The sequence below is a fragment of the Comamonas aquatilis genome, from assembly GCF_965139575.1.
Taxonomy (GTDB): Bacteria; Pseudomonadota; Gammaproteobacteria; order Burkholderiales; family Burkholderiaceae_C; genus Comamonas; species Comamonas aquatilis.
The window spans coordinates 225,240-251,408 of sequence record NZ_CBCSIW010000001.1; the positions used below are offsets into that span (position 1 = coordinate 225,240).

General features: G+C 61.1%; 25 protein-coding genes. 14 read left to right on the plus strand and 11 right to left on the minus strand.

Annotation, left to right across the window (positions count from 1 at the left end; genetic code table 11):
• The first annotated feature begins 72 nt into the window (after window positions 1–72).
• Together ACNAZA_RS00970 and ACNAZA_RS00975 are read left to right on the plus strand one after the other, a co-directional pair.
• Window positions 73–693: a DUF1415 domain-containing protein gene (locus ACNAZA_RS00970; protein ID WP_120966320.1), complete on the plus strand. Its 621-nt coding sequence runs from the start codon at window positions 73–75 to the stop codon at window positions 691–693.
• A complete protein-coding gene (locus ACNAZA_RS00975) occupies window positions 693–1,640 on the plus strand; it encodes a class I SAM-dependent methyltransferase (protein WP_415794534.1) in 948 nt (315 codons plus the stop codon). The genes ACNAZA_RS00970 and ACNAZA_RS00975 overlap by 1 nt, the downstream gene beginning before the upstream one ends.
• 147 nt (window positions 1,641–1,787) lie before the next feature.
• On the opposite strand, the gene ACNAZA_RS00980 is transcribed toward ACNAZA_RS00975, so the two are convergent.
• From ACNAZA_RS00980 to ACNAZA_RS01025, 10 genes are all read right to left on the minus strand, one after another.
• Window positions 1,788–2,789, minus strand: coding sequence for a Bug family tripartite tricarboxylate transporter substrate binding protein (locus tag ACNAZA_RS00980; protein ID WP_415794535.1), 1,002 nt, complete (start codon window positions 2,787–2,789; stop codon window positions 1,788–1,790).
• 164 nt (window positions 2,790–2,953) lie between these two features.
• Window positions 2,954–3,238, minus strand: coding sequence for a muconolactone Delta-isomerase (gene catC, locus ACNAZA_RS00985; protein ID WP_415794536.1), 285 nt, complete (start codon window positions 3,236–3,238; stop codon window positions 2,954–2,956).
• Window positions 3,239–3,285: 47 nt separating this feature from the next.
• Window positions 3,286–4,626, minus strand: coding sequence for a short-chain fatty acid transporter (locus ACNAZA_RS00990; RefSeq protein ID WP_415794537.1), 1,341 nt, complete (start codon window positions 4,624–4,626; stop codon window positions 3,286–3,288).
• A gap of 86 nt (window positions 4,627–4,712) precedes the next feature.
• Window positions 4,713–5,456: an SDR family oxidoreductase gene (locus ACNAZA_RS00995; RefSeq protein ID WP_415794538.1), complete on the minus strand. Its 744-nt coding sequence runs from the start codon at window positions 5,454–5,456 to the stop codon at window positions 4,713–4,715.
• A 22-nt stretch (window positions 5,457–5,478) separates the two neighbouring features.
• Entirely contained in the window at window positions 5,479–5,775 is a 297-nt protein-coding gene (locus tag ACNAZA_RS01000) for a YciI family protein (RefSeq protein WP_415794539.1), read from the minus strand.
• 38 nt (window positions 5,776–5,813) lie between these two features.
• Entirely contained in the window at window positions 5,814–6,875 is a 1,062-nt protein-coding gene (locus ACNAZA_RS01005; RefSeq protein ID WP_415794541.1) for a cyclase family protein, read from the minus strand.
• 75 nt (window positions 6,876–6,950) lie between these two features.
• Window positions 6,951–7,748: a 3-oxoadipate enol-lactonase gene (pcaD, locus tag ACNAZA_RS01010; RefSeq protein ID WP_415794542.1), complete on the minus strand. Its 798-nt coding sequence runs from the start codon at window positions 7,746–7,748 to the stop codon at window positions 6,951–6,953.
• 20 nt (window positions 7,749–7,768) lie between these two features.
• Window positions 7,769–8,980, minus strand: coding sequence for a 3-oxoadipyl-CoA thiolase (gene pcaF / locus ACNAZA_RS01015; protein ID WP_415794543.1), 1,212 nt, complete (start codon window positions 8,978–8,980; stop codon window positions 7,769–7,771).
• Window positions 8,981–9,086: 106 nt separating this feature from the next.
• A complete protein-coding gene (locus ACNAZA_RS01020) occupies window positions 9,087–9,740 on the minus strand; it encodes a 3-oxoacid CoA-transferase subunit B (protein ID WP_415794907.1) in 654 nt (217 codons plus the stop codon).
• A 26-nt stretch (window positions 9,741–9,766) separates the two neighbouring features.
• Window positions 9,767–10,468 (minus strand): 3-oxoacid CoA-transferase subunit A, encoded by a 702-nt coding sequence (locus tag ACNAZA_RS01025; protein ID WP_415794544.1) that lies wholly within the window; start codon window positions 10,466–10,468, stop codon window positions 9,767–9,769.
• A gap of 90 nt (window positions 10,469–10,558) precedes the next feature.
• On the opposite strand from ACNAZA_RS01025, the gene ACNAZA_RS01030 reads away from it, so the two are divergent.
• The 4 genes from ACNAZA_RS01030 to ACNAZA_RS01045 all read left to right on the plus strand — a co-directional run bounded on the left by ACNAZA_RS01030 (window position 10,559) and on the right by ACNAZA_RS01045 (window position 19,023).
• A complete protein-coding gene (locus tag ACNAZA_RS01030) occupies window positions 10,559–11,455 on the plus strand; it encodes an IclR family transcriptional regulator domain-containing protein (RefSeq protein WP_415794545.1) in 897 nt (298 codons plus the stop codon).
• Window positions 11,456–11,845: 390 nt separating this feature from the next.
• Window positions 11,846–12,547: a transposase gene (locus tag ACNAZA_RS01035; RefSeq protein ID WP_415794908.1), complete on the plus strand. Its 702-nt coding sequence runs from the start codon at window positions 11,846–11,848 to the stop codon at window positions 12,545–12,547.
• 190 nt (window positions 12,548–12,737) lie between these two features.
• Window positions 12,738–17,474 carry a glutamate synthase-related protein gene (locus ACNAZA_RS01040; RefSeq protein WP_415794546.1) on the plus strand — a complete coding sequence of 1,579 codons (4,737 nt, stop codon included), beginning with the start codon at window positions 12,738–12,740 and terminating at the stop codon, window positions 17,472–17,474.
• 73 nt (window positions 17,475–17,547) lie between these two features.
• Entirely contained in the window at window positions 17,548–19,023 is a 1,476-nt protein-coding gene (locus tag ACNAZA_RS01045; protein WP_415794547.1) for a glutamate synthase subunit beta, read from the plus strand.
• A 114-nt stretch (window positions 19,024–19,137) separates the two neighbouring features.
• Here the strand turns inward: ACNAZA_RS01045 and ACNAZA_RS01050 are convergent, their stop codons facing one another.
• Window positions 19,138–19,578: a DUF3293 domain-containing protein gene (locus ACNAZA_RS01050; protein ID WP_415794548.1), complete on the minus strand. Its 441-nt coding sequence runs from the start codon at window positions 19,576–19,578 to the stop codon at window positions 19,138–19,140.
• 185 nt (window positions 19,579–19,763) lie between these two features.
• Here ACNAZA_RS01050 and ACNAZA_RS01055 point away from each other — a divergent pair, with 185 nt between their 5' ends.
• From ACNAZA_RS01055 to ACNAZA_RS01090, 8 genes are all read left to right on the plus strand, one after another.
• Window positions 19,764–20,570, plus strand: coding sequence for an amino acid ABC transporter substrate-binding protein (locus tag ACNAZA_RS01055; RefSeq protein WP_415794549.1), 807 nt, complete (start codon window positions 19,764–19,766; stop codon window positions 20,568–20,570).
• A gap of 162 nt (window positions 20,571–20,732) precedes the next feature.
• Window positions 20,733–21,386 (plus strand): amino acid ABC transporter permease, encoded by a 654-nt coding sequence (locus ACNAZA_RS01060; protein ID WP_415794550.1) that lies wholly within the window; start codon window positions 20,733–20,735, stop codon window positions 21,384–21,386.
• A gap of 161 nt (window positions 21,387–21,547) precedes the next feature.
• Window positions 21,548–22,300 (plus strand): amino acid ABC transporter ATP-binding protein, encoded by a 753-nt coding sequence (locus ACNAZA_RS01065; protein ID WP_415794909.1) that lies wholly within the window; start codon window positions 21,548–21,550, stop codon window positions 22,298–22,300.
• 223 nt (window positions 22,301–22,523) lie between these two features.
• Window positions 22,524–23,348, plus strand: a complete 825-nt coding sequence (locus ACNAZA_RS01070; RefSeq protein WP_415794551.1) for an ABC transporter ATP-binding protein — start codon at window positions 22,524–22,526, stop codon at window positions 23,346–23,348.
• Window positions 23,345–24,127, plus strand: a complete 783-nt coding sequence (gene mlaE, locus ACNAZA_RS01075) for a lipid asymmetry maintenance ABC transporter permease subunit MlaE (RefSeq protein WP_120966340.1) — start codon at window positions 23,345–23,347, stop codon at window positions 24,125–24,127. The genes ACNAZA_RS01070 and mlaE overlap by 4 nt, the downstream gene beginning before the upstream one ends.
• A 28-nt stretch (window positions 24,128–24,155) precedes the next feature.
• On the plus strand, window positions 24,156–24,653 hold the full coding sequence (gene mlaD, locus ACNAZA_RS01080; protein WP_415794552.1) for an outer membrane lipid asymmetry maintenance protein MlaD: 498 nt from the start codon (window positions 24,156–24,158) through the stop codon (window positions 24,651–24,653).
• Between the two features lie 26 nt (window positions 24,654–24,679).
• Window positions 24,680–25,459, plus strand: a complete 780-nt coding sequence (locus ACNAZA_RS01085) for an MlaA family lipoprotein (RefSeq protein ID WP_415794554.1) — start codon at window positions 24,680–24,682, stop codon at window positions 25,457–25,459.
• A 66-nt stretch (window positions 25,460–25,525) separates the two neighbouring features.
• Complete coding sequence (locus ACNAZA_RS01090; RefSeq protein WP_415794555.1) at window positions 25,526–26,155, plus strand: MlaC/ttg2D family ABC transporter substrate-binding protein; 630 nt, start codon at window positions 25,526–25,528, stop codon at window positions 26,153–26,155.
• Window positions 26,156–26,169 lie beyond the last annotated feature (14 nt).

Genomic DNA, 26,169 nt, shown 5'->3' on the forward strand with positions numbered 1-26,169 from the left:
GCCGGAATATCTCCCGCCCAGTGCGCTGTCTCTGGGGGCTGAGCCCCCATTTGCATTTTGGAGGGCCTTGCCATGACTGAACCCGTGATGACTGCTGCTGACCAGGGCTTTCCGCCCGATGTCGTGATCGAGGACACGGTGCGCTGGCTGGAAAAAGCCGTCATCGGCCTGAACCTCTGCCCGTTTGCCAAGGGTGTGCATGTCAAGGGCCAGATTCACTACGTGGTCAGCAATGCCACCGATGCAGAGGGCGTTGCCGGGGATCTGTACCTGGAGCTGGAGGCCCTGGCGGAGGCCAATGCAGAAAAGCGCGACACCACGCTGCTGATCCTGCCGCTGGCGCTGCAGGATTTTCTGGACTTCAACGATTTCCTCGAAGTGGCCGACTCCATGGTCGACGAGCTGGATCTGGGCGGCATTTTGCAGGTGGCTTCCTTCCACCCCCAATTCCAGTTCGAAGGCACGGAAGTGGATGACGTGACCAACTGCACCAACCGCGCGCCTTATCCCATCCTGCATCTGCTGCGCGAAGACAGCATAGACAAGGCCGTGGAAGTCTTCCCCGAGGCCGAGTCGATTTACGAACGCAATATGGAAACGCTGGAGAAAATCGGCCTTGAAGGCTGGCTGGACATGGGTGTGGGCGCACGTTGCCCTGTCACCGGTCATGGCGCAGCGAAGGCAGACGAATAATGGCCAAGATGGATAAAAAGCCCCAGGAAGGCAAGCCAGCGAACAAAAAGCCTGCAGCGCAGGATGTGGCGGCACAGCTGGAGCTCAAGCCCGGCCAAAGCATTGAGCTGCTCAAGGCGCTGCACATACTCACGCGCGAAGGCAAGCTCAATCAGGACTCGCGCCGCAAGCTCAAGCAGGTCTACCACCTCTATCAGTTCATAGAGCCGCTGCTGGGCGAGCTGTCCAAGAACGAGCAGGCCGTCACGCTGGCCGATCACGGCGCGGGCAAGTCCTATCTGGGCTTCATCCTCTACGACCTGTATTTCAAGGCCCTGGGTCGCGGCAAGATCTACGGTATCGAGACGCGTGCGCCCCTGGTCGAGACTTCGCAGAAGCTGGCCGCCGAGCTCCACTTCGACCGCATGGAGTTTCTCAACATGTCGGTGGCCGAGTCCACCCGTGCCGACTTCATGCCCGAGCGCTTCGATGTGGTCACGGCCTTGCATGCCTGCGACACGGCAACCGATGACGCGATTGCCTTCGGTATTGAAAAGAAGGCCAAGGCCATGGTGCTGGTGCCCTGCTGCCAGGCCGAAGTGGCAGCCTGCCTGCGCCAGACCAAGGCCTTGTCGCTGACGCGCACGCCTCTGGCCGAGCTGTGGCGCCACCCCATTCATACCCGCGAAATGGGCAGCCAGATCACCAATGTGCTGCGCTGCCTGTATCTGGAAGCCTGCGGCTACCAGGTCACGGTGACGGAGCTGGTGGGCTGGGAGCACAGCATGAAGAACGAGCTGATCGTGGCCCGTTATACCGGTCACAAAAAACGTGCCTCGGCAGAGCGTCTGCGCCAGTTGCTGGCGGAATTTGGTCTCTCGGGTCTAGCCGCCTTGCGTTATCCACATCTGCCTGCTGAAACGCCGTCCACCGAGCAAGGCGCTGAAGCCGCCGTACTGGAAGCGTGAGGTAAAACCGGCGCGCGCTCTGAAAGGCCAGGCGTAGCAGGTTGATATGAAAAAAGGAGCTGCCAGCGCTGGTAGCTCCTTTTTTGTTTGGCATTAAACCACTTGAAGTTGTTTAATAGTCAGCGCTGAATGCTACCAAAACAGTGTTTACACCTGAGCGCCGGAATCCTTGACCACCTTGCCCCACTTGGCTGATTCGGCCTTGATGTAGGCGGCAAATTCGGCTGGCGTATCGATCACGATGTCGCCGCCCTGGTCATTGATCTTCTTGATCACGGCCGGGTCCTTGAGCACCTTGGCAATCGCGGCATGCAGGCGTTGCTGCACGGGCGCTGGAGTTTTGGCTTGGGTCCACAGGCCGAACCACGACGTGGCTTCGTAGCCGGGTACGCCGGCTTCGGCGACGGTGGGCACGTCAGGCAGTTCGGGCGAGCGCTTGGCCGTGGTCACGACAATCGGGCGCAGCTTGCCGGAGCGCACATGCTGGATGGCCGAAGGCATGTTGTCGAACATCACGGCGATCTGGTTGCCCAGCAAGTCGGTGATGGCCGGGGCGCTGCCCTTGTAAGGCACATGCACCATATCCAGGCCCGTCATCGAGCGAAACAGCTCGCCAGACAGGTGAATCGAGCTGCCGCTGCCCGAGGAACCGTAGTTGAGCTTGCCGGGGTTGGCCTTGGCGTAGGCGATCATTTCCTTGACCGTCTTGAAAGGCTGCTTGGGGTTGGCGACCAGCAAATTGGGCACGGTGGCCACGCGTGTCAGCGGCGCAAAGTCCTTGATGGGATCGAAGCCGGGTTTTTGGTAGAGCGAGGCATTGATGGCGTGCGTTCCCACGGTTCCCATGAACAGCGTGTAGCCATCGGCCGCAGCGCGTGCTGCCGCTGCGGCACCGATGTTGCCGCCCGCGCCGGGCTTGTTGTCAACGATCACGGTCTGGCCCAGCTCTTGCTGCAGAGCCTGACTGACGATGCGGGCCAGGATGTCGGTCGTTCCACCGGCGGCAAAGGGCACGACGATGGTCAGAGGCTTGCTGGGGAATACATCCTGAGCTGCTACGGGGGCCATGCCGACGGCGCCCAGCAGAGCGGCAGCGGCCAGGGACTTCAGGCCGGCACGGCGGGAAATGATTTGGGAAGGCTTGAACATCAATGTCTCCTGAGTAATACGTTGCGCGAAAGGGGCAAGGCTTGCGGCCGTGAGCCCCGGGTCTTGGGTGAGCAGGCATGCATGGCGTGCTCATCCACAAGGCGTACAGGTCTATCCGGGATCTGTCCGCCGACAATCAGTGACTGCTGGCGGGCAGGAACCACTTATTCCTGAACGATGGAAGAAGGGTGATTGGCCAGCGGCGTGACCTTGATCTGCATATAGGGAAACAGAGGCAGGCCGCTGAGCAGGGTGTGCAGCTCGTCGTTGCTGGAGGCGTCGAAGATGCTGACGTTGGCGTACTCGCCGACTACGCGCCACAGGTGGCGCCATTGGCCTTGGCGCTGCAGCTTTTGCGAATACTCTTTTTCGTCCAGCTTGATTTTTGCTGCCAGTTCGGGGTCCAGCGACTGGGGAATCTGGACAATCATTTCAACCATGTACAACATGTTTTGTTACTCCTGTGGGGAAAAGATGAGGCAGAGAAAGCCGGGCTTCAAAGATGGGGCCAGATGAGCATGGTGCTGGCGTAGATGGCGCCGACCAGCAGCATGGAGACCACGGTGTAGCCCATGATGTCTTTGAGCTTGAGCTTGGACAGCGCCAGAGCAGGCAGGATCCAGAAGGGCTGGACCAGGTCGTTCCAGCCGTTGCCCAACATGACGGACATGGCGGTTTGCGCCTGCGATGCGCCCAGCTTGATGGCCGCATCGATCATGAACGGGCCTTGCAGCACCCAGTGGCCGCCACCGGACGGGGCGAAGAAGTTGATGACGAAGGAGCTGACCAGACCCCACAGCGGCAAGGTGTCCGCGCTGGAGATGCTGACGAAAACATGGGCGATGGACTCCACCAGACCGGAGCCATGCATGATGGCCATGATGCCGGCGTAGAACGGGAACTGCAAAATGATGCCGCCTATGGTCTTGACGCCTTCGTTGACCTTTTCCACATACGCCATGGGCGTCTTGAGCAGCAGCACACCCAGGAACAGGATGAAGAAGTTGATCATGTTCAGATCCAGGTTGCCGCCCTTGTAAAAGTGCAGACCCACATAGCCCATGCCGCACAAACCAATCAGCAGGCTCAGCGCACGGCTGTTGTTCAGGCGCGAGGCCAGGGTTTTTTCGTCACCCAGCAGCTCACCGGCACCTGCCGCAGGCTTGCTGTCTTGTGCCACCACCACGGGGTCCAGTTCCACTACTTTTTCACCTTGCTTGGGGTGCATGGCCGCATTGAGCAAAGGCAGGGCAATCAACACCACCAGGCTGGTGATCAGGATGGGGGCCGAGAAGATGGTTTGCGTCAGGGGAATCAGCCCCATGCTGCTCTCGAAGGCATGGCCCTTGGTGGAAATCAACACCGGGATGGTGGCCGAGAAACCCAGGCTGTACATCGTGAAGCCGGTATAGGCCGAGGCGATGATCAAGGGGTAGTGCACTCCCTTGACCTTCAGCGCTAGCTTGCGGGCCATGATGCCGCCGATCACCAGACCAAAGCCCCAGTTCAGATAGCTGCCCACGCAGCCCACGATGGTGGCCACGATGATGGCTTGCCTTGGGGTGTGCACATGGTTGGCAATCTTGTCCAGGAAGCGGTTGACTACGGGGGCGGCAGCCAGCACATAGCCCATGACCAGAATCACGGCCATCTGGGTGGTAAAGCCCAGCAAGCTCCAGAAGCCTTTGCCCCAGTCCTCGACCACCAGGTTCACGGGGCGGCTTTCCACGGCAAAGGCCAGCACCATGGTTAGCAGGGTGAGCATGATGGCGAAGACGAACGGGTCGGGCAGATACTTGCGCATCAGCTCCGTGAAGAACGCGGTGATTTTTGACATGGCGGTTGGCCTTGTTGTATGAGGTGTTTGGCGAGAAAGGGCGGGCATCGGCCCACGGAAGTGGGTCTGCGCAGGCCGTGAAAGATTTAGATGCTGGCGACGCCTACCGTCATGCCGCCGCAGACGTAGAGCACCTGTCCGGTGACGAAACCGCTGCGCTCGTCCAGCATGTAGGACACGGCATGGGCCACGTCTTCGGGCGTGCCCACGCGTTTGACGGGCACCGACTGAATGATTTTTTGCGTGCGCGGCGCGTCGGGTGGATTGGCCTTGTCGAACAGCGCGGTGCGTATGGGGCCTGGGCCGATGGCATTGGCCGTGATGCCGTACTGCCCCAGCTCCAGCGCCCAGACCCGGGTCATGCCGATCAGGCCCGCCTTGCTGGCGGCATAGGCGGTGCGCAAGTCCTTGCCCAAGGCGGCACGCGAGGACATGTTCACGATGCGGCCAAAGCCTGCGGCCTGCATGCCGGGCAGCAGGGCCTGCATGCATTGAAAGGCGCAGCGCAGATTCAGGGACATGGCCAGATCGAATTCAGCCAGGGTTTGCGATGCCGCATCGTTGGGCACCACCACGCCCACGTTGTTGATCAGGCGGGTGATGGGCCCGTCCTTCAAGGCCTCGTTCAGCGCACGGGCCGTGTCTTGCGGATCGCTCAAATCAGCCTGAATGGCTCCGGGGATGTGGTCCACCACGCGGTCGATGATGACGGGTTCATAGCCGTCCTCGCGGCAACGCTGTGCCGCAGCGGAACCGATGCCGGCACCGCCGCCGGTGATCAAAACGCGGGAGCGTGGGGTGGTGGAAACGGAGGTTTGCGTAGAAGTCATGGTGCGGGCTTGAATAAGATGTTTAGAGGCAGCATTCACCGGCCAGATAGGCCTTGCGCCAGCGTGTGATGCAGACGTTGGCAAACAGCCCCGCCTGGAAGAAAGGGTCGGCCTCGATGAAGTCCTGGGCGGCTTGTCGGGTGTCGAGGTCCACGACATACAGACCGCCGCCCAGATCCTTGCCCTCGTCGTCCAGCTTGGCGCCGCAAGCCAGCAGCAGATGCCGGTGTGCGCTCAAAAAGTCCAGATGTGCCGGGCGATGGGCCTGGCGAACCGCCTGGTGGTCGGGCTTGTCAAAGGTTTCGATGATGTAAGGCATGGTGACTGCTGTGAAAGTGACGGCGGGCGCGGTGTGGCTTACACCGTGGCGATGGGCGTGACCGGGGAGGCAATGGCACCGGGCAGGTGCAAGGGAGGCGCCGTCAGCAAAAAATGGTGGCGCTGGTGGGCGCGCAGCCATTGCGCCAGCGGCGTCAGATGCCACAGCTCGCCCAGGTGCACGCCCAGCTTGAACAGGCAGTGCTCGTGCAAAGGCAGGGCCGAGCAGCAGGCGGCGCCGGGTTGGGCCGGGTGGGCCTCTACGGCATAGTTGTCGGCAGCAATCGCGGCAATCTGGCTGTTGGTGATCCACTGCAGCAGCTTGTCGTCGCGCCCGTTCAGGACGGCGCAGCTGTTGTTTAGTACATCGGGGTTGGGCTGCTTGTGCATCTCCAGCACGCGCTGGGCGAAACCGGTGTGCAGGCACAACATGTCCCCGGGCTCGATCTCCACGCGGTCGGCATCGATCACGCGCTGCAACTCGTCATAGCCGATCAGCGTGCGGGCATCGCCGTAATGGGCACGCAGGTCCAGCATCACGCCGCGGCCTTGTACGCCGTTGCGGGCCATGCCTTCTATGCCCAAGGCCTTGGCGCAGCTGGTGCTGGCGGCTTCATCCAGGCGCTCGGGGATGCCGGTGCCGTTCACATCGGCTGGGCCGACGATGTCTATACCGGCCGCAAAGCCGTTGTAGTACAGCGCTTCGGGCAGGCCGTCGCCATTGGCGTCAAATAGCGCGCCCACATGGGCCAGTCCGTCCCATTGCGTGGAGTACTGCAGCGACAGAATGGCCATATCGTCCGAGAGCACATCGGTGCGGCCGGGCTCCAGGGTCTGTAGCAGGCAGTTGAAATTGACTAGGCCTTTGCGCTGCAAGGGACGCAGCACCGGGGGCTTGCGGTTGGGGTTGAGCGCACTGCCGCCGGGGTAGTCCAGCGGCAGGCTCAAGGAAAAGCGCAGGCCTTCACGCACCTGGGCCACGCCCTGGCGCACTTTTTCAGGGGTGAGCAGGTTCAGACGGCCCAGTTGGTCGTGGTCGCCAAAGTCTCCCCAGGTCGAGCCTTCGGGGCGCTGTCGCCAGCGCGGATTGGATGCGGTCATGCTTGTCTCCCATACCGCGGTCTGCTCTTTGGCCTGTGGCCGGAGTCTTGTTCTGGACCGGTGTGTGCAAAAAGTTCAGTGCTGCTTCAAAAAGTCAGCCAGTGCCTGCTCGAAGACTGCAGGAGCCTCCAGGTTGGACAGGTGCGAGGCGGGCACCGTGGCCAGTACCGACTCCGCAATCGCGGTGTGCATGGCTTGCGCATCGGCGACCGTGGTCACGGGGTCGTGTTCACCAGCTATCAGCAAGGTGGGCACGCTGATGCCGGGCAGGGCGCTGCGCAGGTCTTCCTTGGCCAGGGCTTCGCAGCAGCTGGCATAGCCTTCGGGGCTGATGCCGGCAATCCAGTCTTGGGCGGTTTGCACCACCTCAGGCTGTGCAGCGGCAAAGCTTTCCGTGAACCAGCGGCTGGGCGAAGATGCGGCCAGCGCCTGCATGGCCGCCGTACCTTGGGCGCGCACCAGGGCCGCGCGCTCCAGCCAGGCAGATTCCACGCCGATCTTGGCCGCACTATTGGCCACCGTGATGCTGCGCATGCGTGCAGGAGCATTCACACCCAGCCACAGGCCCGTGAGGCCGCCCATGGAGATGCCGCAAAAATGGGCCTGCTCTATATGCAGTGCATCCAGAATGGCCAGCACGTCCTGGCCCAGCTGCGCAAAGCTGTAAGGGCCGGGGTTGCACACGCTGGCGCCGTGGCCGCGGGTGTCGTAACGCAGCACGCGCCAATCGGCAGACAGGGCGGCGGCCTGTGCGTCCCACATCTCCAGGGTGGTGCCCAGGGAGTTTGAGAGCAGCAGAACCGGCGCATCGGCCGGGCCTTGCAAGGCGATACGGAAGGTGCCGGTGGCGGTAGGCAGTGGGGTGGTGCTCATGTCGAACGCTCGCGGCCGTCTTAAACTTTTTCCAGAATCACGGCAATGCCTTGGCCCACGCCAATGCACATGGTGCATAGCGCGTAACGGCCGCCCAGCGTGTGCAGCTGGTTGACGGCCGTGGTGGCCAGACGGGCGCCCGATGCACCCAGTGGGTGGCCCAGTGCAATCGCGCCGCCCCATTGGTTGACGCGGGCGTCGTCGTCGGCAATGCCCAGATCGCGCAGCACGGCCAGACCTTGGGCGGCGAAAGCTTCGTTGAGCTCGATCACATCCATCTGGTCAAGAGTCAAACCGGTCTGGGCCAGCACCTTGCGCACGGCAGGCGCGGGGCCAAAACCCATGATGCGTGGCGCAACGCCGGCCGTAGCCATGCCGACCACGCGGGCGCGGGGCACCAGGCTGTATTGCTGGGCGGCTTCTTCATTGGCCAGCAGCAGAGCGCAGGCTCCGTCGTTCACGCCCGAGGCGTTGCCTGCGGTGACGCTGCCGTCAGGGCGGACCACGCCTTTGAGCTTGGCCAGCGCTTCCAGTGTGGTGGCGCGGGGATGCTCGTCCTGGCTGACGATGAGGGGCTCGCCCTTTTTCTGGGCGATGGAGACATGGACGATTTCCCGGGCCAGGTAACCTGCCGCAATGGCAGCTGCCGCCTTTTGCTGCGAAGCCAAGGCCATGCGGTCCTGGGCCTCGCGCTCGATCTTGAAGTCGTCGGCCACGTTCTCGGCGGTTTCCGGCATGGAATCCACGCCGTACTGGGCCTTCATCAGCTTGTTCACAAAGCGCCAGCCGATGGTGGTGTCGTACACGGCGTTGTTGCGGCTGAAGGCCGATTCGGCCTTGGGCATGACGAAGGGGGCGCGGCTCATGGATTCCACACCACCGGCAATCATCAGGCGGGCTTCACCTGATTTGATGGCGCGCGCCGCCGTACCCACGGCATCCAGACCCGAGCCGCACAGGCGGTTGATGGTGGCGCCGGGCACATCAATCGGCAGGCCGGCCAGCAGACTGGACATGCGGGCCACGTTGCGGTTGTCTTCACCGGCCTGGTTGGCACAGCCATACAGCACATCGGCCACGGCTGTCCAGTCCACGCCGGGGTTGCGCTCCATCAGCGCCTTGATGGGCACGGCGCCCAGATCGTCGGTACGCACGCTGGAGAGTGCGCCGCCGTAACGGCCAAAAGGTGTGCGGATCGCGTCGCATATGAAAGCTTGGGATGCAGTGCTCATGGTTTTGTCTCCGGGTTATCGTGGGCGTGGCCCATGGTTGTAAAAATGAGAGCTACCAGCGCTTGCTACATAAGCGCTAGATGCTGTTTTTGCTTGTAAAGAGGCTTTAGGTGCTGGCGGCAGCGATGGGCAGACCGACAATGCGCTCCAGTGCTTCGTGCGTCAGGCCCTCGACGGTATCGATCAGACGCAGGCCCTGGGGCGTGCATTCCAGCGTGCACAAGTCGGTGTAGATGCGCTTGACGCAGGCCAGACCGGTGAGGGGGTAGGTACAGGCCGAGACGACCTTGCATTCGCCCGTCTTGCTGAGCAGATCCATCATCACCCAGGTGGATTTGGCGCCCACGGCCAGATCCATGGCGCCGCCCACGGCGGGAATGGCGCCGGGCTCGCCGGTGCTCCAGTTGGCCAGGTCGCCCGTGGCCGAGACCTGGAAGGCGCCCAGCACGCAGATATCCAGATGGCCGCCGCGCATCATGGCAAAGCTGTCGGCATGGTGGAAGTAGCAGCCGCCAGGCAGCAGCGTCACGGGCTGCTTGCCGGCATTGGTCAGGTCATAGTCTTCCTGGCCTTCGGCCGGTGCCGGGCCCATGCCCAGAATGCCGTTTTCGCTTTGCAAAATGACTTCGCGGCCGGCAGGGATGTGGTTGGCCACCTGGGTTGGCATGCCAATGCCCAGGTTGACGTAGGCCCCGTCGAAAATATCTTCGGCCACGCGCTGGGCCAGCTCTTGCTTGCTGCGTTTTTGGTAGCTGCTCATGGTGCTTCTTTCGGCAGTTGCGGCGCTCATGCCGATTTCTTGAAACCACCGGCCAGGGTGGCCACGCGGTCGATCTTGACGATCTGGCTGACATAGATGCCGGGCGTGACCACGGCTTCGGGGTCCAGCGCGCCCAGCTCCACCAGTTCGTGCACCGTGGCAATCGTGTGCTTGGCAGCTGATGCCATCACCGGTCCGAAGTTGCGGGCCGACATGCGGTAGGTGAGGTTGCCCCAGCGGTCGCCTTTTTCGGCCTTGATCAAGGCCACATCGCCGTGGATGGGGTACTCCAGCACATAGTGCTTGCCGTTGATCTCGCGGGTTTCCTTGCCAGCTGCCAGTTCCGTGCCATAGGCCGTGGGGCAGAAGAAGGCGCCTACACCTGCACTGGCCGCACGCAGGCGTTCGGCCAGATTGCCCTGGGGGACCAGTTCCAGTTCGATCTTGCCGCTGCGGTAGAGATCGTCAAAGACCCAGCTGTCCACCTGGCGGGGAAAGCTGCAAATGATCTTGCGTACCTGGCCGCTTTTGAGCAGCGCCGCCAGGCCTTGATCGCCATTGCCGGCATTGTTGTTGACCACTGTCAGCTCGCGTGCGCCCTGAGCAATCAGTCCGTCTATGAGCTCGTTGGGATTGCCCGAGGTGCCAAAGCCCCCGATCAGTACCGTGGCTCCGTCCTGTACGCTAGCCAGCGCCTGGGCGATGGTGTCGGTGATTTTGTTGATCATTTTGATAGTCTCCATGCATGCGCAGGCCTTTGGCACTGCGTTAAAATGTTCGTATAAAGAACAAAAGTTCGCATAAAGAATTATAGAGCTATGGAAAAACTTCCCGCTTCCGTATTACCCACAGGTGCAGCTTCTGGAACAGGTGCTAAAGAGGGTCTCCCCACGCTTGCTGCATCGGATGCAGATTCCACCGCTGCCGCCGATGTGCCGCGCCCAGGCGATAGCTATGTGCAGTCATTTGCCCGGGGCCTGGCGGTGATTCGCTCCTTCAGCGCCGATGCCCCGGCGCAGACGCTCAGCGAAGTGGCGGCAAAAGCAGGTCTGACGCGCGCTGGCGCTCGAAGAATCTTGCTGACGCTGCAGACGCTGGGCTATGTGAAAAGCGATGGCAAGCTGTTCCAGCTGACGCCGCGCATCATGGAGCTAGGCTTTGCCTATCTGAGTTCGACCCCGGTATGGAATCTGGCCGAGCCCGTGATGGAGCGGCTGGTGGACGAAACCAAGGAATCCTGCTCGGCAGCCGTGCTCGATGGCAGTGACATCGTCTATGTGCTGCGCGTGCATACCCACAAGATCATGAGCACCAACCTGGGTGTGGGCTCGCGCCTGCCGGCTTTCTGGACCTCGATGGGGCGCGTGCTGCTGGCGGGTGAAAGCGATGCATCGCTGCAGGCTTTGCTGGCTGGCAGAGAGCGGCAGCGATTCACCGCCTTGACCGAGCAGGATGACGAGCAGCTGCTACAGCGCATCCTGCAGGTGCGTGCGCAAGGCTGGGCTTTGGTGGATCAGGAGCTGGAAGAAGGGCTGATCTCGATTGCGGCGCCCATCAAGAATGCAGCCGGGCGCACCGTGGCAGCGCTCAACATCAGCGGGCAGGCCAACCGCAACAGCGCTCAAATGATGCGCGAGCAGTTGCTTCCCCGTCTGCTGGCATCCACACAGCTCATCAGTCAGCTGCTGCGGGCATCGTCGCGTCTGAATCTTTGATGTTCGAAGCCCAATGGGCTTCTTAGAACGTGTTTACGATCTCTACGCAGCCGCGTTGAGGCGCAATCGGGATGAGTTCGAAGCGATGTGTAGCAGCTTGCACCGGGGTGCAAGCTAGCCGCAGCGCGAAGAAATCGCCCGATTTCGCTTCAACCCTTTGGGCCAGTGCCTTTGCGGGCGCTCTGCGGCGTTGCGAATCCTCGCAATAGCATGGCTATTGCTGCGGTATCGCGCCTAGCACCCCATCCCGCCAAGGTACTGGCGCGGCGCCGAGGAGATCGTAAACACGTTCTTAGGAAAGTGTGATTAGCCCTCAGAGCCCGGCTCGGGGTTTCATAATCCACAGCTTCTCCATCATGCTTGCCTTGCGTGCAACGCCAGCTTCGCTCCATGGCCCGCCTGCCACGACTCACCCTTGCGGATTTTCCGCACCACATCATTCAACGCGGCAACAACGGGGCCGAGATCTTTGTGGATGGCCAGGATCGCCAGACCATGCTGGATTTGCTGCGTGAGATGGCCCGACGCTTCGATGTGGATGTGCATGCCTATGTGCTCATGCCCAACCACTTTCATTTGCTGCTCACGCCCCAAACAGAGCTGGGCCTGCCCCAGTTAATGCAGGCCGTGGGGCGCAGCTATGTGCGCTATTTCAATAATCGCCATGGCCGCAGCGGTACGCTGTGGGAAGGGCGCTACCGCTGCACGGTGCTGCAGGCCAGGGACTGGCTGATTCCGACCATGGTTTCCATGGATCTGAATCCTGTCCGCGAGGGGCTGGTGGCTAAAGCTGGAGACTGGCCCTGGTCCAGCTATGGGGCCAGTGCGGGCTTGCGCAACGACGCACTGGTCAGCCCGCATGCCATGTTCTGGACGCTGGGTAATACGCCGTTTGCGCGCGATGCTGCCTATGTTTCTGCGGTTGAAGCAGGCCTGAGTAGCGATGCGCAAGAGCAGATCAGCCACGCCGCCATGCGTGGCTGGGCGCTGGGTGACAGCGATTTCATTGAAAAATTGCAACAAAAAACCGAGCGCCGGATAAGCCGCCAACGCGCAGGACGCCCGCCAAAAGTTCCCAAGACGCTGTCATAGCGCTTTCATGATTTTGATCAAGTATTTGATTTCATTGAAATTCTGTTTTTCTACATAATATGTCCCTAATTAAATTCCAATGATTTATGTCGGAATTTAATTGGAATCTGACCCTAATTAAAATTGTTTGCATAAGGTTATGTGCTGTCGTACGCTTGCGTTCCCTGCGAAATAAATTAGAGGATTCCCCATGACGACGGCTGCAGAGATCAAGCATCTCCAAGACCACGGTCTGTACTCCAAGAGCAACGAACACGACGCCTGCGGTCTGGGCTTTGTGGCTCATATCAAGGGCGAGAAGCGCCATGACATCGTTCTGGGTGCGCTGAAGATTCTGGAGAACATCGACCACCGCGGCGCCGTGGGAGCCGATCCTCTGATGGGCGACGGCGCAGGCATCCTGATTCAGATTCCCGACCAGCTCTACCGCGAAGAAATGGTCAAGCAGGGTGTGACGCTGCCTCCCGCCGGTGAATATGGCGTGGGCATGATCTTCCTGCCCAAGGAACATGCATCCCGCCTCGCATGCCAGCAGGAGATGGAGCGCGCCATCAAGGCCGAAGGCCAGGTGCTGCTGGGCTGGCGCGATGTGCCGGTCAACCGCGACATGCCCATGTCGCCCACCGTGCAGGAAAAGGAACCCATCCTGCGCCAGGTCTTCATCGGCCGCGGCACGGACGTGATCGTGCAGGACGCACTGGAGCGCAAGCTGTACGTGATCCGCAAGACGGCCAGCGCCGCCATTCAGAACCTGGGCCTCAAGCACAGCAAGGAATACTACGTTCCCAGCATGAGCAGCCGTACTGTGGTGTACAAGGGCCTGCTGCTGGCCGATCAGGTCGGTGTGTACTACAAGGACTTGTCCGATGAGCGTTGCGTCTCGGCCATCGGCCTGGTGCACCAGCGCTTCTCCACCAACACTTTCCCCGAGTGGCCTCTGGCTCACCCCTATCGCTATGTGGCCCACAACGGTGAAATCAACACCGTGCGCGGCAACTACAACTGGATGCTGGCCCGCGAAGGTGTGATGGCATCGCCCGTGCTGGGCGACGACCTGCAAAAGCTCTATCCCATCAGCTTTGCCGGCCAGTCCGATACCGCCACCTTCGACAACTGCCTGGAGCTGCTGACCATGGCTGGCTACCCCATCAGCCAGGCCGTGATGATGATGATTCCCGAGCCCTGGGAGCAGCACGAGGCCATGGACGAGCGCCGCCGTGCCTTCTATGAATACCATGCGGCCATGATCGAACCCTGGGACGGCCCGGCTTCCATCGTGTTCACCGATGGCCGCCAGATCGGCGCCACGCTGGACCGCAACGGCCTGCGTCCTTCGCGTTACTGCATCACCGATGACGATCTGGTCATCCTGGCTTCCGAAGCCGGCGTGCTGCCCGTGCCCGACAGCAAGATCGTGCGCAAATGGCGTCTGCAGCCCGGCAAGATGCTGCTGATCGACTTGGAACAAGGTCGCATGATCGAAGACGAAGAGCTCAAGGCCAACGTCGTCAACACCAAGCCTTACAAGCAGTGGATCGAGAACCTGCGCATCAAGCTCGACCAGGTGCAAGTGCCTGCCGACTTTGTGGCTCCCGTCAAGGCCGCGGATCTGCCGCTGCTGGACCGCCAGCAAGCCTTTGGCTTCACCCAGGAAGACATCAAGTTCCTGCTGACGCCCATGGCCGAGAAGGGCGAAGAGGGCATTGGCTCCATGGGCAACGACAGCCCGCTGGCTGTGCTGTCGGACAAGAACAAGCCGCTGTACAACTACTTCCGCCAGATGTTCGCCCAGGTGACGAACCCGCCGATCGACCCGATCCGCGAGGCCATCGTCATGTCCCTGGTGTCCTTTGTGGGCCCCAAGCCCAACCTGCTGGACATCAACCAGGTCAACCCGCCCATGCGCCTGGAGCTGCAGCAGCCCGTGCTCGACGTGGAAGGCATGACCAAGCTGCGCGAAATCGAAAAGCACACCAACGGCAAGTTCAAGAGCTCCACGATCGACATCACCTACCCGCTGAGCTGGGGCAAGCAAGGTGTGGAAGCCAAGCTGGCTTCGCTGTGTGCCCATGCCGTGGACGAGATCAAGGGTGGCGCCAACATCCTGATCATCAGCGACCGCAACCTGAGCGCTACACAGGTGGCCATCCCTGCGCTGCTGGCGCTGTCGGCCATCCACCAGCATCTGGTGCGTGAAGGCCTGCGCACCACCGCCGGTCTGGTGGTGGAAACCGGTACCGCCCGCGAAGTGCATCACTTTGCCGTGCTGGCCGGTTACGGCGCGGAAGCCGTTCACCCCTATCTGGCGATCGAGACGCTGCAAGACATCTTCAGCCGCCAGGATGCCCCCATCACTGCCGACAAGGCCATCTATCACTATGTGAAGGCCATCGGCAAGGGTCTGTCCAAGATCATGTCCAAGATGGGCGTGTCCACCTATATGTCGTACTGCGGCGCCCAGCTGTTCGAAGCCGTGGGCCTGAACAGCGAAACCGTGGACAAGTACTTCACCGGCACGGCCAGCCGCGTGGAAGGCATAGGCGTGTTCGAGATCGCCGAAGAAACCATCCGCAATCACAACGCGGCTTTCAGCGACGACCCCGTGCTGGAAACCATGCTGGATGCCGGTGGTGAGTACGCCTGGCGTGCCCGTGGTGAGGAACATATGTGGACGCCGGAAGTGATTGCCAAGCTGCAGCACTCCACCCGCGCCAACAACTTCGGCACCTACAAGGAATTCGCCCAGCTGATCAACGACCAGAGCAAGCGCCACATGACGCTGCGCGGCCTGTTCGAGTTCAAGTTCGATCCCGCCAAGGCCATTCCTGTGGATCAGGTCGAATCGGCCAAGGAAATCGTCAAGCGCTTTGCCACGGGTGCCATGTCGCTGGGCTCCATCTCCACCGAAGCCCATGCCACCCTGGCCGTGGCCATGAACCGCATCGGCGGCAAGAGCAACACCGGCGAAGGTGGCGAGGATCCCAAGCGATATCGCAATGAGCTCAAGGGCATCCCGATCACCAAGGGCGAGACCCTGGCTTCCATCATCGGCGGCGACAAGGTGGAGTCTGATATCGAGCTGCTCGATGGCGACTCGCTGCGTTCACGCATCAAGCAGGTGGCTTCCGGTCGGTTTGGCGTAACGGCCGAATACCTGGCCTCTGCCGATCAGATCCAGATCAAGATGGCCCAGGGCGCCAAGCCCGGTGAAGGTGGTCAGCTGCCTGGCGGCAAGGTGAGCGAGTACATCGGTGCGCTGCGTCATTCCGTGCCGGGTGTGGGCCTGATTTCGCCTCCTCCCCACCACGACATCTACTCGATCGAAGATCTGGCTCAGCTGATTCACGATCTGAAGAACGTGGCGCCTCATGCCAGCATCAGCACCAAGCTGGTGTCTGAAGTCGGTGTGGGCACGATTGCTGCAGGCGTGACCAAGTGCAAGAGCGATCACCTGGTGATCGCCGGCCACGACGGCGGCACCGGCGCTTCGCCCTGGTCATCCATCAAGCATGCGGGCGGTCCCTGGGAAATCGGTCTGGCCGAAACCCAGCAAACCCTGGTGCTGAACCGTCTGCGCGGCCGTGTGCGCGTGCAGGCCGACGGTCAGATGAAGACCGGGCGCGACGTGATCATCGGCGCGCTGCTGGGTGCCGACGAATTCGGCTTCGCCACGGCACCTCTGGTGGTCGAAGGCTGCATCATGATGCGCAAATGCCATCTGAACACCTGCCCCGTAGGCGTGGCCACGCAAGACCCGGTGCTGCGCGCCAAGTTCAGCGGCAAGCCCGAGCATGTGGTGAACTACTTCTTCTTTATCGCCGAAGAAGTGCGCCAGATCATGGCCCAGCTGGGTATTGCCAAGTTCGACGACCTGATCGGCCGCTCCGACCTGCTGGATACCCGCAAGGGCATAGCGCACTGGAAGGCTCAGGGTCTGGACTTCAGCCGTCTGTTTGCTCAGCCCGAAGTACCTGCCGAAGTGGCCCGTTACCACGTCGATGTGCAAGATCACTTGCTGGACAAGGCGTTGGATGTCAAGCTCATCGAGCGCTGCAAGCCCGCCATCGAAAACGGAGAAAAAGTGCGCATCATGGAAGTGGCGCGCAACGTGAACCGCTCTGTCGGCGCCATGCTCTCCGGTGCGGTGACCAAGGCTCACCCCGAAGGTCTGCCCAACGACACCATCCGTATCCACTTTGAAGGTACGGGCGGCCAGTCCTTCGGTGCCTTCCTGTGCAACGGCATCACGCTGAACCTGACTGGCGAAGCCAATGACTACACGGGTAAGGGCTTGTCCGGCGGCCGTGTGGTGGTGCACCCCAGCCATGAGTTCCGTGGCAACAGCGTGAACAACACCATCGTGGGCAATACCGTGATGTTTGGCGCCACCAGCGGTGAAGCCTTCTTCTCCGGTGTGGCTGGCGAGCGCTTTGCCGTGCGCCTGTCCGGCGCCACGGCGGTGGTCGAAGGCGTGGGCGACCACGGCTGCGAATACATGACCGGCGGTACGGCCGTGGTGCTGGGCAAGACCGGCCGCAACTTTGCCGCCGGCATGAGCGGCGGCGTGGCCTATGTGTACGACGAAGACGGCAAGTTTGCCGAGCGTTGCAACACGGCCTCGGTCAAGCTGGAAAAAGTGCTGCCGCACGACGAGTTTGTCTCGCGTGTCGATCCCGGCATCTGGCATCGCGGCCAGAGCGACGACCAGCAATTGCGCGCCCTGATCGAAGCGCACAGCCGCTGGACGGGCTCCACCCGTGCCCGTGATCTGCTGGATAACTGGGCCGCTGCGCGTGCCAAGTTCGTCAAGGTGTTCCCGACCGAGTACCAGCGTGCACTTGGCGAGATCTATGAACGCAAACAAAAGGAAAAGCAAGCTGCGCAAGCGCAAGCCACTCCCCAAAAAGAAGCAGCCCTGGCCAAGTAAGACGGCCTGAGAGAGGTGGTGCCGGGTGCGCCACCTCACTGCGAGCGAACACAGATTTCAAGGAATAGACATCATGGGAAAGACCACCGGATTTTTGGAATACGAACGCATCGAAGAGGGCTACGCCCCGGTTGCGGAACGTCTGAAGAACTACAAGGAATTCGTCATCGGTTTGACGACCGACCAGGCCAAGGTGCAGGCTGCACGCTGCATGGATTGCGGCACACCTTTCTGCAACAACGGCTGCCCGGTCAACAACATCATTCCGGACTTCAACGACCTCGTGTACCAGGGCGACTGGAAGAACGCCATCGCCACGCTGCACAGCACCAACAACTTCCCCGAGTTCACGGGCCGCATCTGCCCCGCGCCTTGCGAAGCTGCCTGTGTGGCCAACATCAATGGCGATGCTATCGGCATCAAGTCGATCGAGCATTCCATCATCGACCGTGCCTGGGCCGAAGGCTGGGTCAAGCCCCTGCCTGCCAAATACCAGACCGGCAAAAAAGTGGCCGTGGTCGGTGCCGGCCCTGCCGGCATGGCGGCCGCCCAGCAACTGGTGCGTGCCGGTCACGACGTGACCCTGTTTGAAAAGAACGACCGCGTCGGTGGCCTGCTGCGTTACGGCATCCCCGACTTCAAGCTGGACAAGAGCCTGATCGACCGCCGCATGGAGCAACTGGTGGCCGAAGGCCTGAAGGTGCGCACCGGCGTGCTGATCGCCGGCAAGGACGGTCTGGGCAAGGATTCCAAGGTCACCAACTGGGCCAAGGAAACCATCAGCCCCGAACAGCTACAGGCGGAATTCGACGCCGTGCTGCTGACCGGCGGCTCCGAGCAGTCGCGTGATCTGCCCGTGCCCGGCCGCGAGCTGGATGGCGTGCACTACGCCATGGAGTTCCTGCCCCAGCAAAACAAGGTCAACGCCGGCGACAAGCTCAAGAACCAGCTGCGTGCCGATGGCAAGCATGTGATCGTCATCGGTGGCGGCGATACCGGCTCCGACTGCGTGGGCACCTCCAACCGCCACGGCGCCAAGAGCGTGACCCAGTTTGAAGTCATGCCTATGCCGCCCGAAGAGGAGAACAAGCCCCTGGTCTGGCCTTACTGGCCGATCAAGCTGCGCACCTCGTCCAGCCATGACGAAGGCTGCGTGCGCGAGTTCGCCATCTCGACCAAGAGCTTCAACGGCGAAAAAGGCAAGGTCAAGAGCCTGACCACGGTGCAAGTCGAGTTCAAGAACGGCAAGCTCACCGAAGTGCCCGGTACCGAAAAGACCTGGGAAGCCGATATGGTGCTGCTGGCCATGGGCTTTGTGCATCCCGTGGCCACCGTGCTCGACGCTTTTGGCGTGGACAAGGACGCTCGCGGCAATGCCAAGGCCGGCACCGAATTCATTGGCGGCTATGCCACCAATGTGAACAAGGTGTTTGCCGCCGGCGACATCCGCCGCGGCCAGTCCCTGGTGGTCTGGGCGATTCGCGAAGGCCGTCAGGCCGCTCGCGCGGTGGATGAGTTCCTGATGGGCGCTTCCGAGCTGCCACGCTGATTCTCAAAAGCTCCGGGCTTTCGGCCTCAAAAGCACCCGCATGCTCGGGTGCTTTTGTTTTTATAGCTATATGCGTTTATAAATAATGGGCTTGAGGGTGTTTTTGCTTGTTTTTCAGCGAAGCCACAGCAGCCTTGGTACCGCATCGGCGCTGCAAAACAGCAGAGCGTTCTGCTGCCACTGCCGGCCCCAGTCCATGGCTGTGGCCTCGTCCATGCCCCAGATCAGCAGGCTGTCCTCGCCCGGCCACAGGGCTGCGGGGTCTTGCCCCTGGCCCGCTTCAAACCGCCAGCCCTGCCGCTGCAGCGCGGTACGCAGTTGCTGCATGCGCTGTGCGTTCTCCGCGTCGCTCAGGCGCTGACCCAGTGGGTTGCAGGCCGTGAGGTAGCAGGCGCTGCTGCTTTGATGCGCCAGATAGGCCTGCTTCAGCCATGCATCGCACCGGCCCACACGCAAGGTGTGGACGACAGCACCCGCGGGATCAAACACCCGATAGAGCGCATTTTCATAGGCTTGCTGAAGTTCGGCAGGTAGCGATGTTGGGGTGGGCGGCATGGTGGTGCATGGGGTGAGCTATCTCCCAAGCTCTAAACGGGTGCATGGTTTTGCAGCGGGGCGGGTGACGATGGCGTCTGTCTGCGCGACAATAGCGGATTCGGCGCCAGCGGCGTTCGGTCTTTTGCGGCCGGGCAGCTCCACTGGCTGACCTTCCGCTTTTTTCCACTTCAAGCTTTGACGCCATGAAAAAACGTACCCTGTTGGCCACGGTGGCCCTGACTGCAATCCTGGCAGCCTGCGGCAAGAACGAGCCTGCATCCAATACCGCTGCAGCGCCTGCACCCGCACCGGTTGCAGCCACCAAGCTGGTGGTGGGTCTGGACGACAACTTCCCGCCCATGGGTTTCCGTGACGACAAGAACGAGTTGGTGGGTTTTGACATCGACATGGCCAAGGAAGTGTCCAAGCGCTCGGGCATCGAAGTGGAATTCAAGCCAATCGACTGGAACGCCAAGGAAGCCGAGCTGCTGGGCAAGCGCGTGGATGCGCTGTGGAATGGCCTGACCATCCTCGAAGCCCGCAAGGAAAAGATTCTGTTCTCTGATCCCTATATGGTGAACAAGCAGATCATCATCGTGAAGGCCGGTTCGGACATCAAGTCCAAGGCTGACATGGCCGGCAAGATCGTGGGCGCCCAGGAAGGCTCCAGCGCCGTGACGGCCATGGAAAAGGACGCCGAGCTGCATGCCAAGTTCAAGGCCACCAAGCTCTATGGTGACAACATCGCCGCGCTGATGGACCTGGAAGCCGGCCGTCTGGACACCGTGGTGGTCGACGAAGTGGTGGGCCGTTACTACGTGAACAAGAAGCCCGAGAACTACACCGTGCTGGCGGACGATTTCGGCACTGAAGACTATGGCGTGGGCTTCCGCAAGGATGACGAAGCCACCCGCAACAAGGTCAACGACGTGCTGGCCGAAATGAAGAAGGACGGCAAGGCTGCGGAAATCGCCAACAAGTGGTTTGGCGCCGACGTCATCAAGCACTGATCTTCTGGATGAGTGCTGACCGGCAATGCCTGGCATTGCCGGTTTTTTTTGCTTTGCAACGACAATGCGTGCTGGTGGAAGCTGGCAAACACTTCCCACTTTTGCGCGCCCGAGCCTGTGGCGGGCTTTTGAAAGCCGTGGTGCCACACTGAAGGCCATTCGATGGAATATGTAATCTCGCTCTTGGGGCCCATGTCAGCTGGGGCTCTTGTCACTCTCAAGCTGTTTTTCATCACGTTGGCGCTGTCCATCCCCCTGGGGCTGGCGCTGGCGCTGATGCGCATCTCCCGCATCAAGGCGCTGAGCTCTGCGGTAGGCGCCTATATCTGGCTGATGCGCGGCACACCGCTGATGCTGCAGCTGCTGTTCGTATATTTCGCCCTGCCGTTTGTGCCGGTGATTGGCGTGCGTCTGCCGGACTTTCCGGCCGCCGTGGTGGCTTTTGCGCTCAATTACGCAGCCTATTTTGCGGAAATCTTCCGTGCCGGCATCAAGTCCATAGACCGCGGCCAGTACGAAGGTGCCAAGGTGCTGGGCATGAGCTACGGCCAGACCATGCGCCGTATCGTGCTGCCCCAGATGTGGGCGCGCATCTTGCCGCCCGTCAGCAACGAGACCATCACCCTGGTCAAGGACACCTCCCTGATCTATGTGCTGGCTTTGAATGATTTGCTGCGCGTGGCGCGTGGCGTGGTGCAGCGTGATTTCACCTTCACCCCGTTCATCGTGGCCGGCTGCTTCTATCTGGTGATGACGCTGGTGCTGACCTGGATCTTCCAATACCTTGAAAACCGCCATGCGAAGTATGACGCGTGACCCCCTGAGTCGCTTCGCGCCTTCCCCTTGGAAGGGGGACGACACCGTCGCTGCGGGGCAGCCCTTGCTTGGTGTCTCGCGGATGGGACAGTGCCTATTTGATCGGCTGTGTATGACTTGCAGCGTGATGGAGAGTTGAGATGAGCGTTGCAACTGAAGTAATGATTTCCGCGCAAGGCATCCATAAGAGCTTTGGCAGCGTGTCCGTGTTGCGTGGCGTGTCGCTGGAGCTGGCGCGCGGCGAGGTGGTGGCCATCATCGGCCCCTCTGGCTCGGGTAAGAGCACGTTTTTGCGCTGTCTCAATCACCTGGAGACCATTGACCGGGGCACCATCGTCATCGAAGGTGAGGTGCTGGCGCGTTCCGAGGGCGAGGCCAAGGCCCAGTACGTGGGCGATGCCGAAATCCGCAAGATCGGCCGCAAGATGGGCATGGTGTTCCAGTCCTTCAATCTGTTCCCCCACCTCACGGTGCTGGAGAACATCATTGAGGCGCCCATGATCGTCAAGGGCCTGAAGCGCTCGGACATTGTCCCCAAGGCCGAGGTGCTGCTGGCCAAGGTAGGCCTGTCTGCCAAGCGCGATGCCTACCCCAACCATCTGTCGGGCGGGCAAAAGCAGCGCGTGGCCATTGCCCGTGCCCTGGCCATGGAGCCGGACATCCTGCTGTTTGACGAGCCGACTTCGGCGCTGGATCCCGAGTTGACAGGCGAAGTGCTGCGCACCATGCGCGAGCTGGCCGAAGAGCATATGACCATGCTGGTGGTGACCCATGAGATGGGTTTTGCGCGCGAAGTCGCCGGCCGCGTGATCTTCATGGATGGTGGCCATGTGGTGGAGCAGGGCCCGTCCGAAGTGTTTTTTGCCGCCCCCCGACATGAACGCACCAAGGCGTTCTTGCACAATATGTTGTAAAAAAGCAGGTGCTGCAGATTTGCTTGCTTTGAAGATAATCTGCAGCATCCCCAGACTGCGCATGAGTTTGCCGCTCCTGAAGCAGGAGTTCTGGCCTTGTCTACAATAGGAAAAACCATAGAAGCATACATTCGTGTATGTATATCTAGGGTGAACCCGAGCTTTCCGGGGATCTTCTCGGCACAATACGCCTTCGGCCTGTTTTCCGTACCGCTTTCAACGCATGTCATCCAACGCCTCTTTTGTGGAATTGCGCAACGTCACCTTTGCCTATGGTGAACGCATCATCCTGCGCGACCTGTCTTTGCAGGTGCCGCGTGGCAAAGTCACGGCGCTGATGGGCGCTTCTGGCGGCGGCAAGACCACGGTGCTGCGCCTGATCGGCGGGCAAAACCATGCGCAAACCGGCCAGGTGCTGTTTGACGGACAGGATGTGACCCAGATGGGCGCTGCCGATCTGTACGCTGCGCGTCGTCGCATGGGCATGCTGTTCCAGTTCGGAGCCTTGTTCACCGACATGAACGTCTTCGACAACGTGGCTTTTCCTTTGCGCGAGCACACCGATCTGCCCGAAGAGCTGATTCGCGACATCGTGCTCATGAAGCTGCATGCCGTGGGCCTGCGCGGTGCGCGCAAGCTCATGCCCAGCGAGATTTCCGGCGGCATGGCCCGGCGTGTGGCATTGGCGCGGGCCATTGTGCTGGACCCCGAGCTCATCATGTATGACGAACCTTTCGCCGGCCTGGACCCGATTTCCCTGGGTACCTCGGCCCAGCTGATTCGTCAGCTCAATGACGCCATGGGGCTGACGTCGATTCTGGTTTCCCACGATCTGGAGGAAACCTTTCGCGTTGCCGATCATGTGGTGATCCTGGGCAGCGGCGGTGTGGCCGCCCAGGGTACGCCCGAAGAGGTGCGTGCCAGCAGCGATCCGCTGGTGCAGCAGTTCATCAATGCCCGACCTACAGGCCCCGTGCCGTTTCACTATCCCGGTGTCAGCGCCCAAGAAGATTTTGGCGCAGCATCAGAAAGCCGCCGCCGCGCATGAATCCCCTGCATCCCGCGTGCATAGGCGCGGCCCTGCGCAAGCAGTTGAGCAATATCGGCATGGGCGTGCGGCTGTTCTTGCGCCTGCTGGCCCTGATGGGGCCGGCGCTCAAGCGCCCGCGCCTGATTGGCGATCAGATTCACTTTCTGGGCAATTACTCGCTGGCCATCATTGGTGTCTCCGGGCTTTTTGTGGGCTTCGTCCTGGGACTGCAGGGTTATTACATCTTGCAGCGCTATGGCTCGGCCGAGGCCGTGGGCCTGATGGTGGCCCTGAGCCTGCTGCGCGAACTCGGCCCCGTGGTCACGGCCTTGCTGTTTGCCGGCCGTGCCGGTACGGCTTTGACGGCAGAAATCGGGCTGATGAAGGCTGGTGAACAGTTGTCGGCCATGGAAATGATGGCGGTTGACCCCGTCAAACGCATTCTGGTGCCGCGTTTCTGGGCCGGTCTGATTACGCTGCCGCTGCTGACCGCCGTGTTCAGCGCCGTGGGCGTGATGGGCGGCTGGCTGGTGGGTGTGGTGATGATCGGGGTGGATGGCGGTGCCTTCTGGGGCCAGATGCAGCAAGGCGTGGACTGGCTCAATGACCTGGGTAATGGCGTGCTGAAAAGCATGGTGTTCGGCATTGCCGTCACCTTCATTGCCCTGCTGGAAGGCTATACGGCCAAACCCACGCCCGAAGGGGTTTCGCGTGCCACGACACGTACCGTGGTGGTGGCTTCGCTCACCGTGCTGGGGCTGGATTTCCTGCTGACGGCAACCATGTTCAGCATCTGAGCCCAGAGAAGTACAAGAGGAAAAAATCATGCAGCAAAACAAAAGTGATGTCTGGGTAGGTCTGTTTGTGCTGATCGGCGCGCTGGCTCTGGTGTTTCTGGCCTTGCAGTCCGCCAATCTGCTGAGTCTCAATTTCAACAAGACCTATGCAGTAACGGCCCGGTTTGACAATATTGGCGGACTCAAGCCCAAGGCGGCCGTCAAGAGCGCAGGTGTGGTCGTCGGGCGTGTGGAGTCCATTGGTTTCAACGACCAGACCTTCCAGGCCGATGTGGCCCTGAGCATGGATACCCGCTATGCCTTTCCCAAGGACAGCTCACTCAAAATTCTGACAAGCGGCCTGCTGGGCGACCAGTACATTGGGATTGAAGCGGGCGCCAGCGAGGACAACCTCAAGGCCGGTGATCGCGTGACGGCCACCCAGTCTGCCGTGGTGCTGGAGAACCTGATTGGTCAGTTCCTCTACAGCAAGGCCGAACAAGGCGGCAGCAGCGATGGCGCGGAAAATGGCGGAGGCAAGCAATGATGACGATACGCCCACAGACTGTAGTAATGCAAGAAATCAAGCAAAACAAAGCCCAAGCCATTCAGCGTATTGCACTGGTAGCTAGCATTTCGGTAGCGGCCTTGCTCACGGGCTGCGCGACCACGACAGGCGCGGCCAATCCGGCCGATCCGCTGGAGTCCCTGAACCGCAGCATTTACTCTTTCAACGAAAGCGTGGACGACGCCGTCTTCAAGCCCGTGGCCACTGCCTACCAGAACGTGACCCCGCGTGTGGCGCGCCAGGGCGTGACCAATGTCTTTGACAACCTGGGCGACGTCTGGTCATTTGTGAACAATGTGCTGCAGGGTCAGGGCCAGGGGGCTTACAACTCCATGGTGCGCTTTACCGTCAACAGCGTGTTGGGCATTGGCGGCCTGTTCGATGTGGCCAGTGAAGCCGGCATCGAGCGCTACAAGCAGGATTTCGGCCAGACCCTGGGGCGCTGGGGCGTGCCCACCGGTCCTTACGTGATGATCCCTTTATGGGGCCCTTCCACGGTGCGTGATGCTGCAGGCTTGGTGGTGGATGCCTATGGCTATCCGCCCAACACGATTGACGATGTATCCCTGCGCAATAGCCTGTTCGGGCTGCGCATGGTCAACACCCGTGCCAACTATCTGCAGGCCGGGGAGTTGCTCGATTCCGTGGCTCTGGACAAGTACAGCCTGACGCGCGATGTGTATCTGCGCTCACGCATCGGTGGCGCGGTGTCCGGCGGGGATGGCAAGTTGGAAAACTATGATGACGACGACGCTGGTAAGCTGCCGCCCGATGACGGCAAATAAGCCGTAGCCGCCAACCGTCAATCAGCAAGGCCGCGACCCGATACCGGCCGGTGAATGGAGAAATTTATGATGAATCGTAGAATGTGGAGCATGGCAGCTGGCGCCTTGCTGGCTTTGAATCTGGGCTTGCCTGCCGCCGTGCATGCCGCTGACGAGGGTCCGGATCTTCTGGTCAAGCGCGTATCCACGGACGTGCTGGAAACCATCAAGAAAGACGCCACGCTGCGCACAGGCGACACCTCCAGACTCAACGCACTGGTCAACGACAAGGTCATGCCTTATGTGGACTTTCGCCGCATGACCTCGGCGGCCGTCGGTCCGGCCTGGCGCAAGGCCACGCCCGAGCAGCGTCAGCGTCTGCAAGACGAGTTCAAATCCTTGTTGATTCGCACCTATGCGGGCGCTCTGTCGCAAGTGGGCGATCAGACCATTTCCGTCAAGCCGGTGCGCATGGCTGCGGGCGATACCGATGTGCTGGTGCGCACCCAGGTCAACGGCCGCGGCGAGCCCGTGCAACTGGATTTCCGCCTGGAAAAGCAGGCCGATGGCTGGAAGCTCTACAACTTCAACGTGCTGGGCGTGTGGCTGGTGGAGACCTACCGCAACCAGTTTGCTCAGGAAATCAATGCCAACGGCATTGACGGTCTGATCAAGACCCTGGCTTCGCGCAGCTCCATGCCTGCCAAGGCGCAGTAAACCCCGGGCGCGCC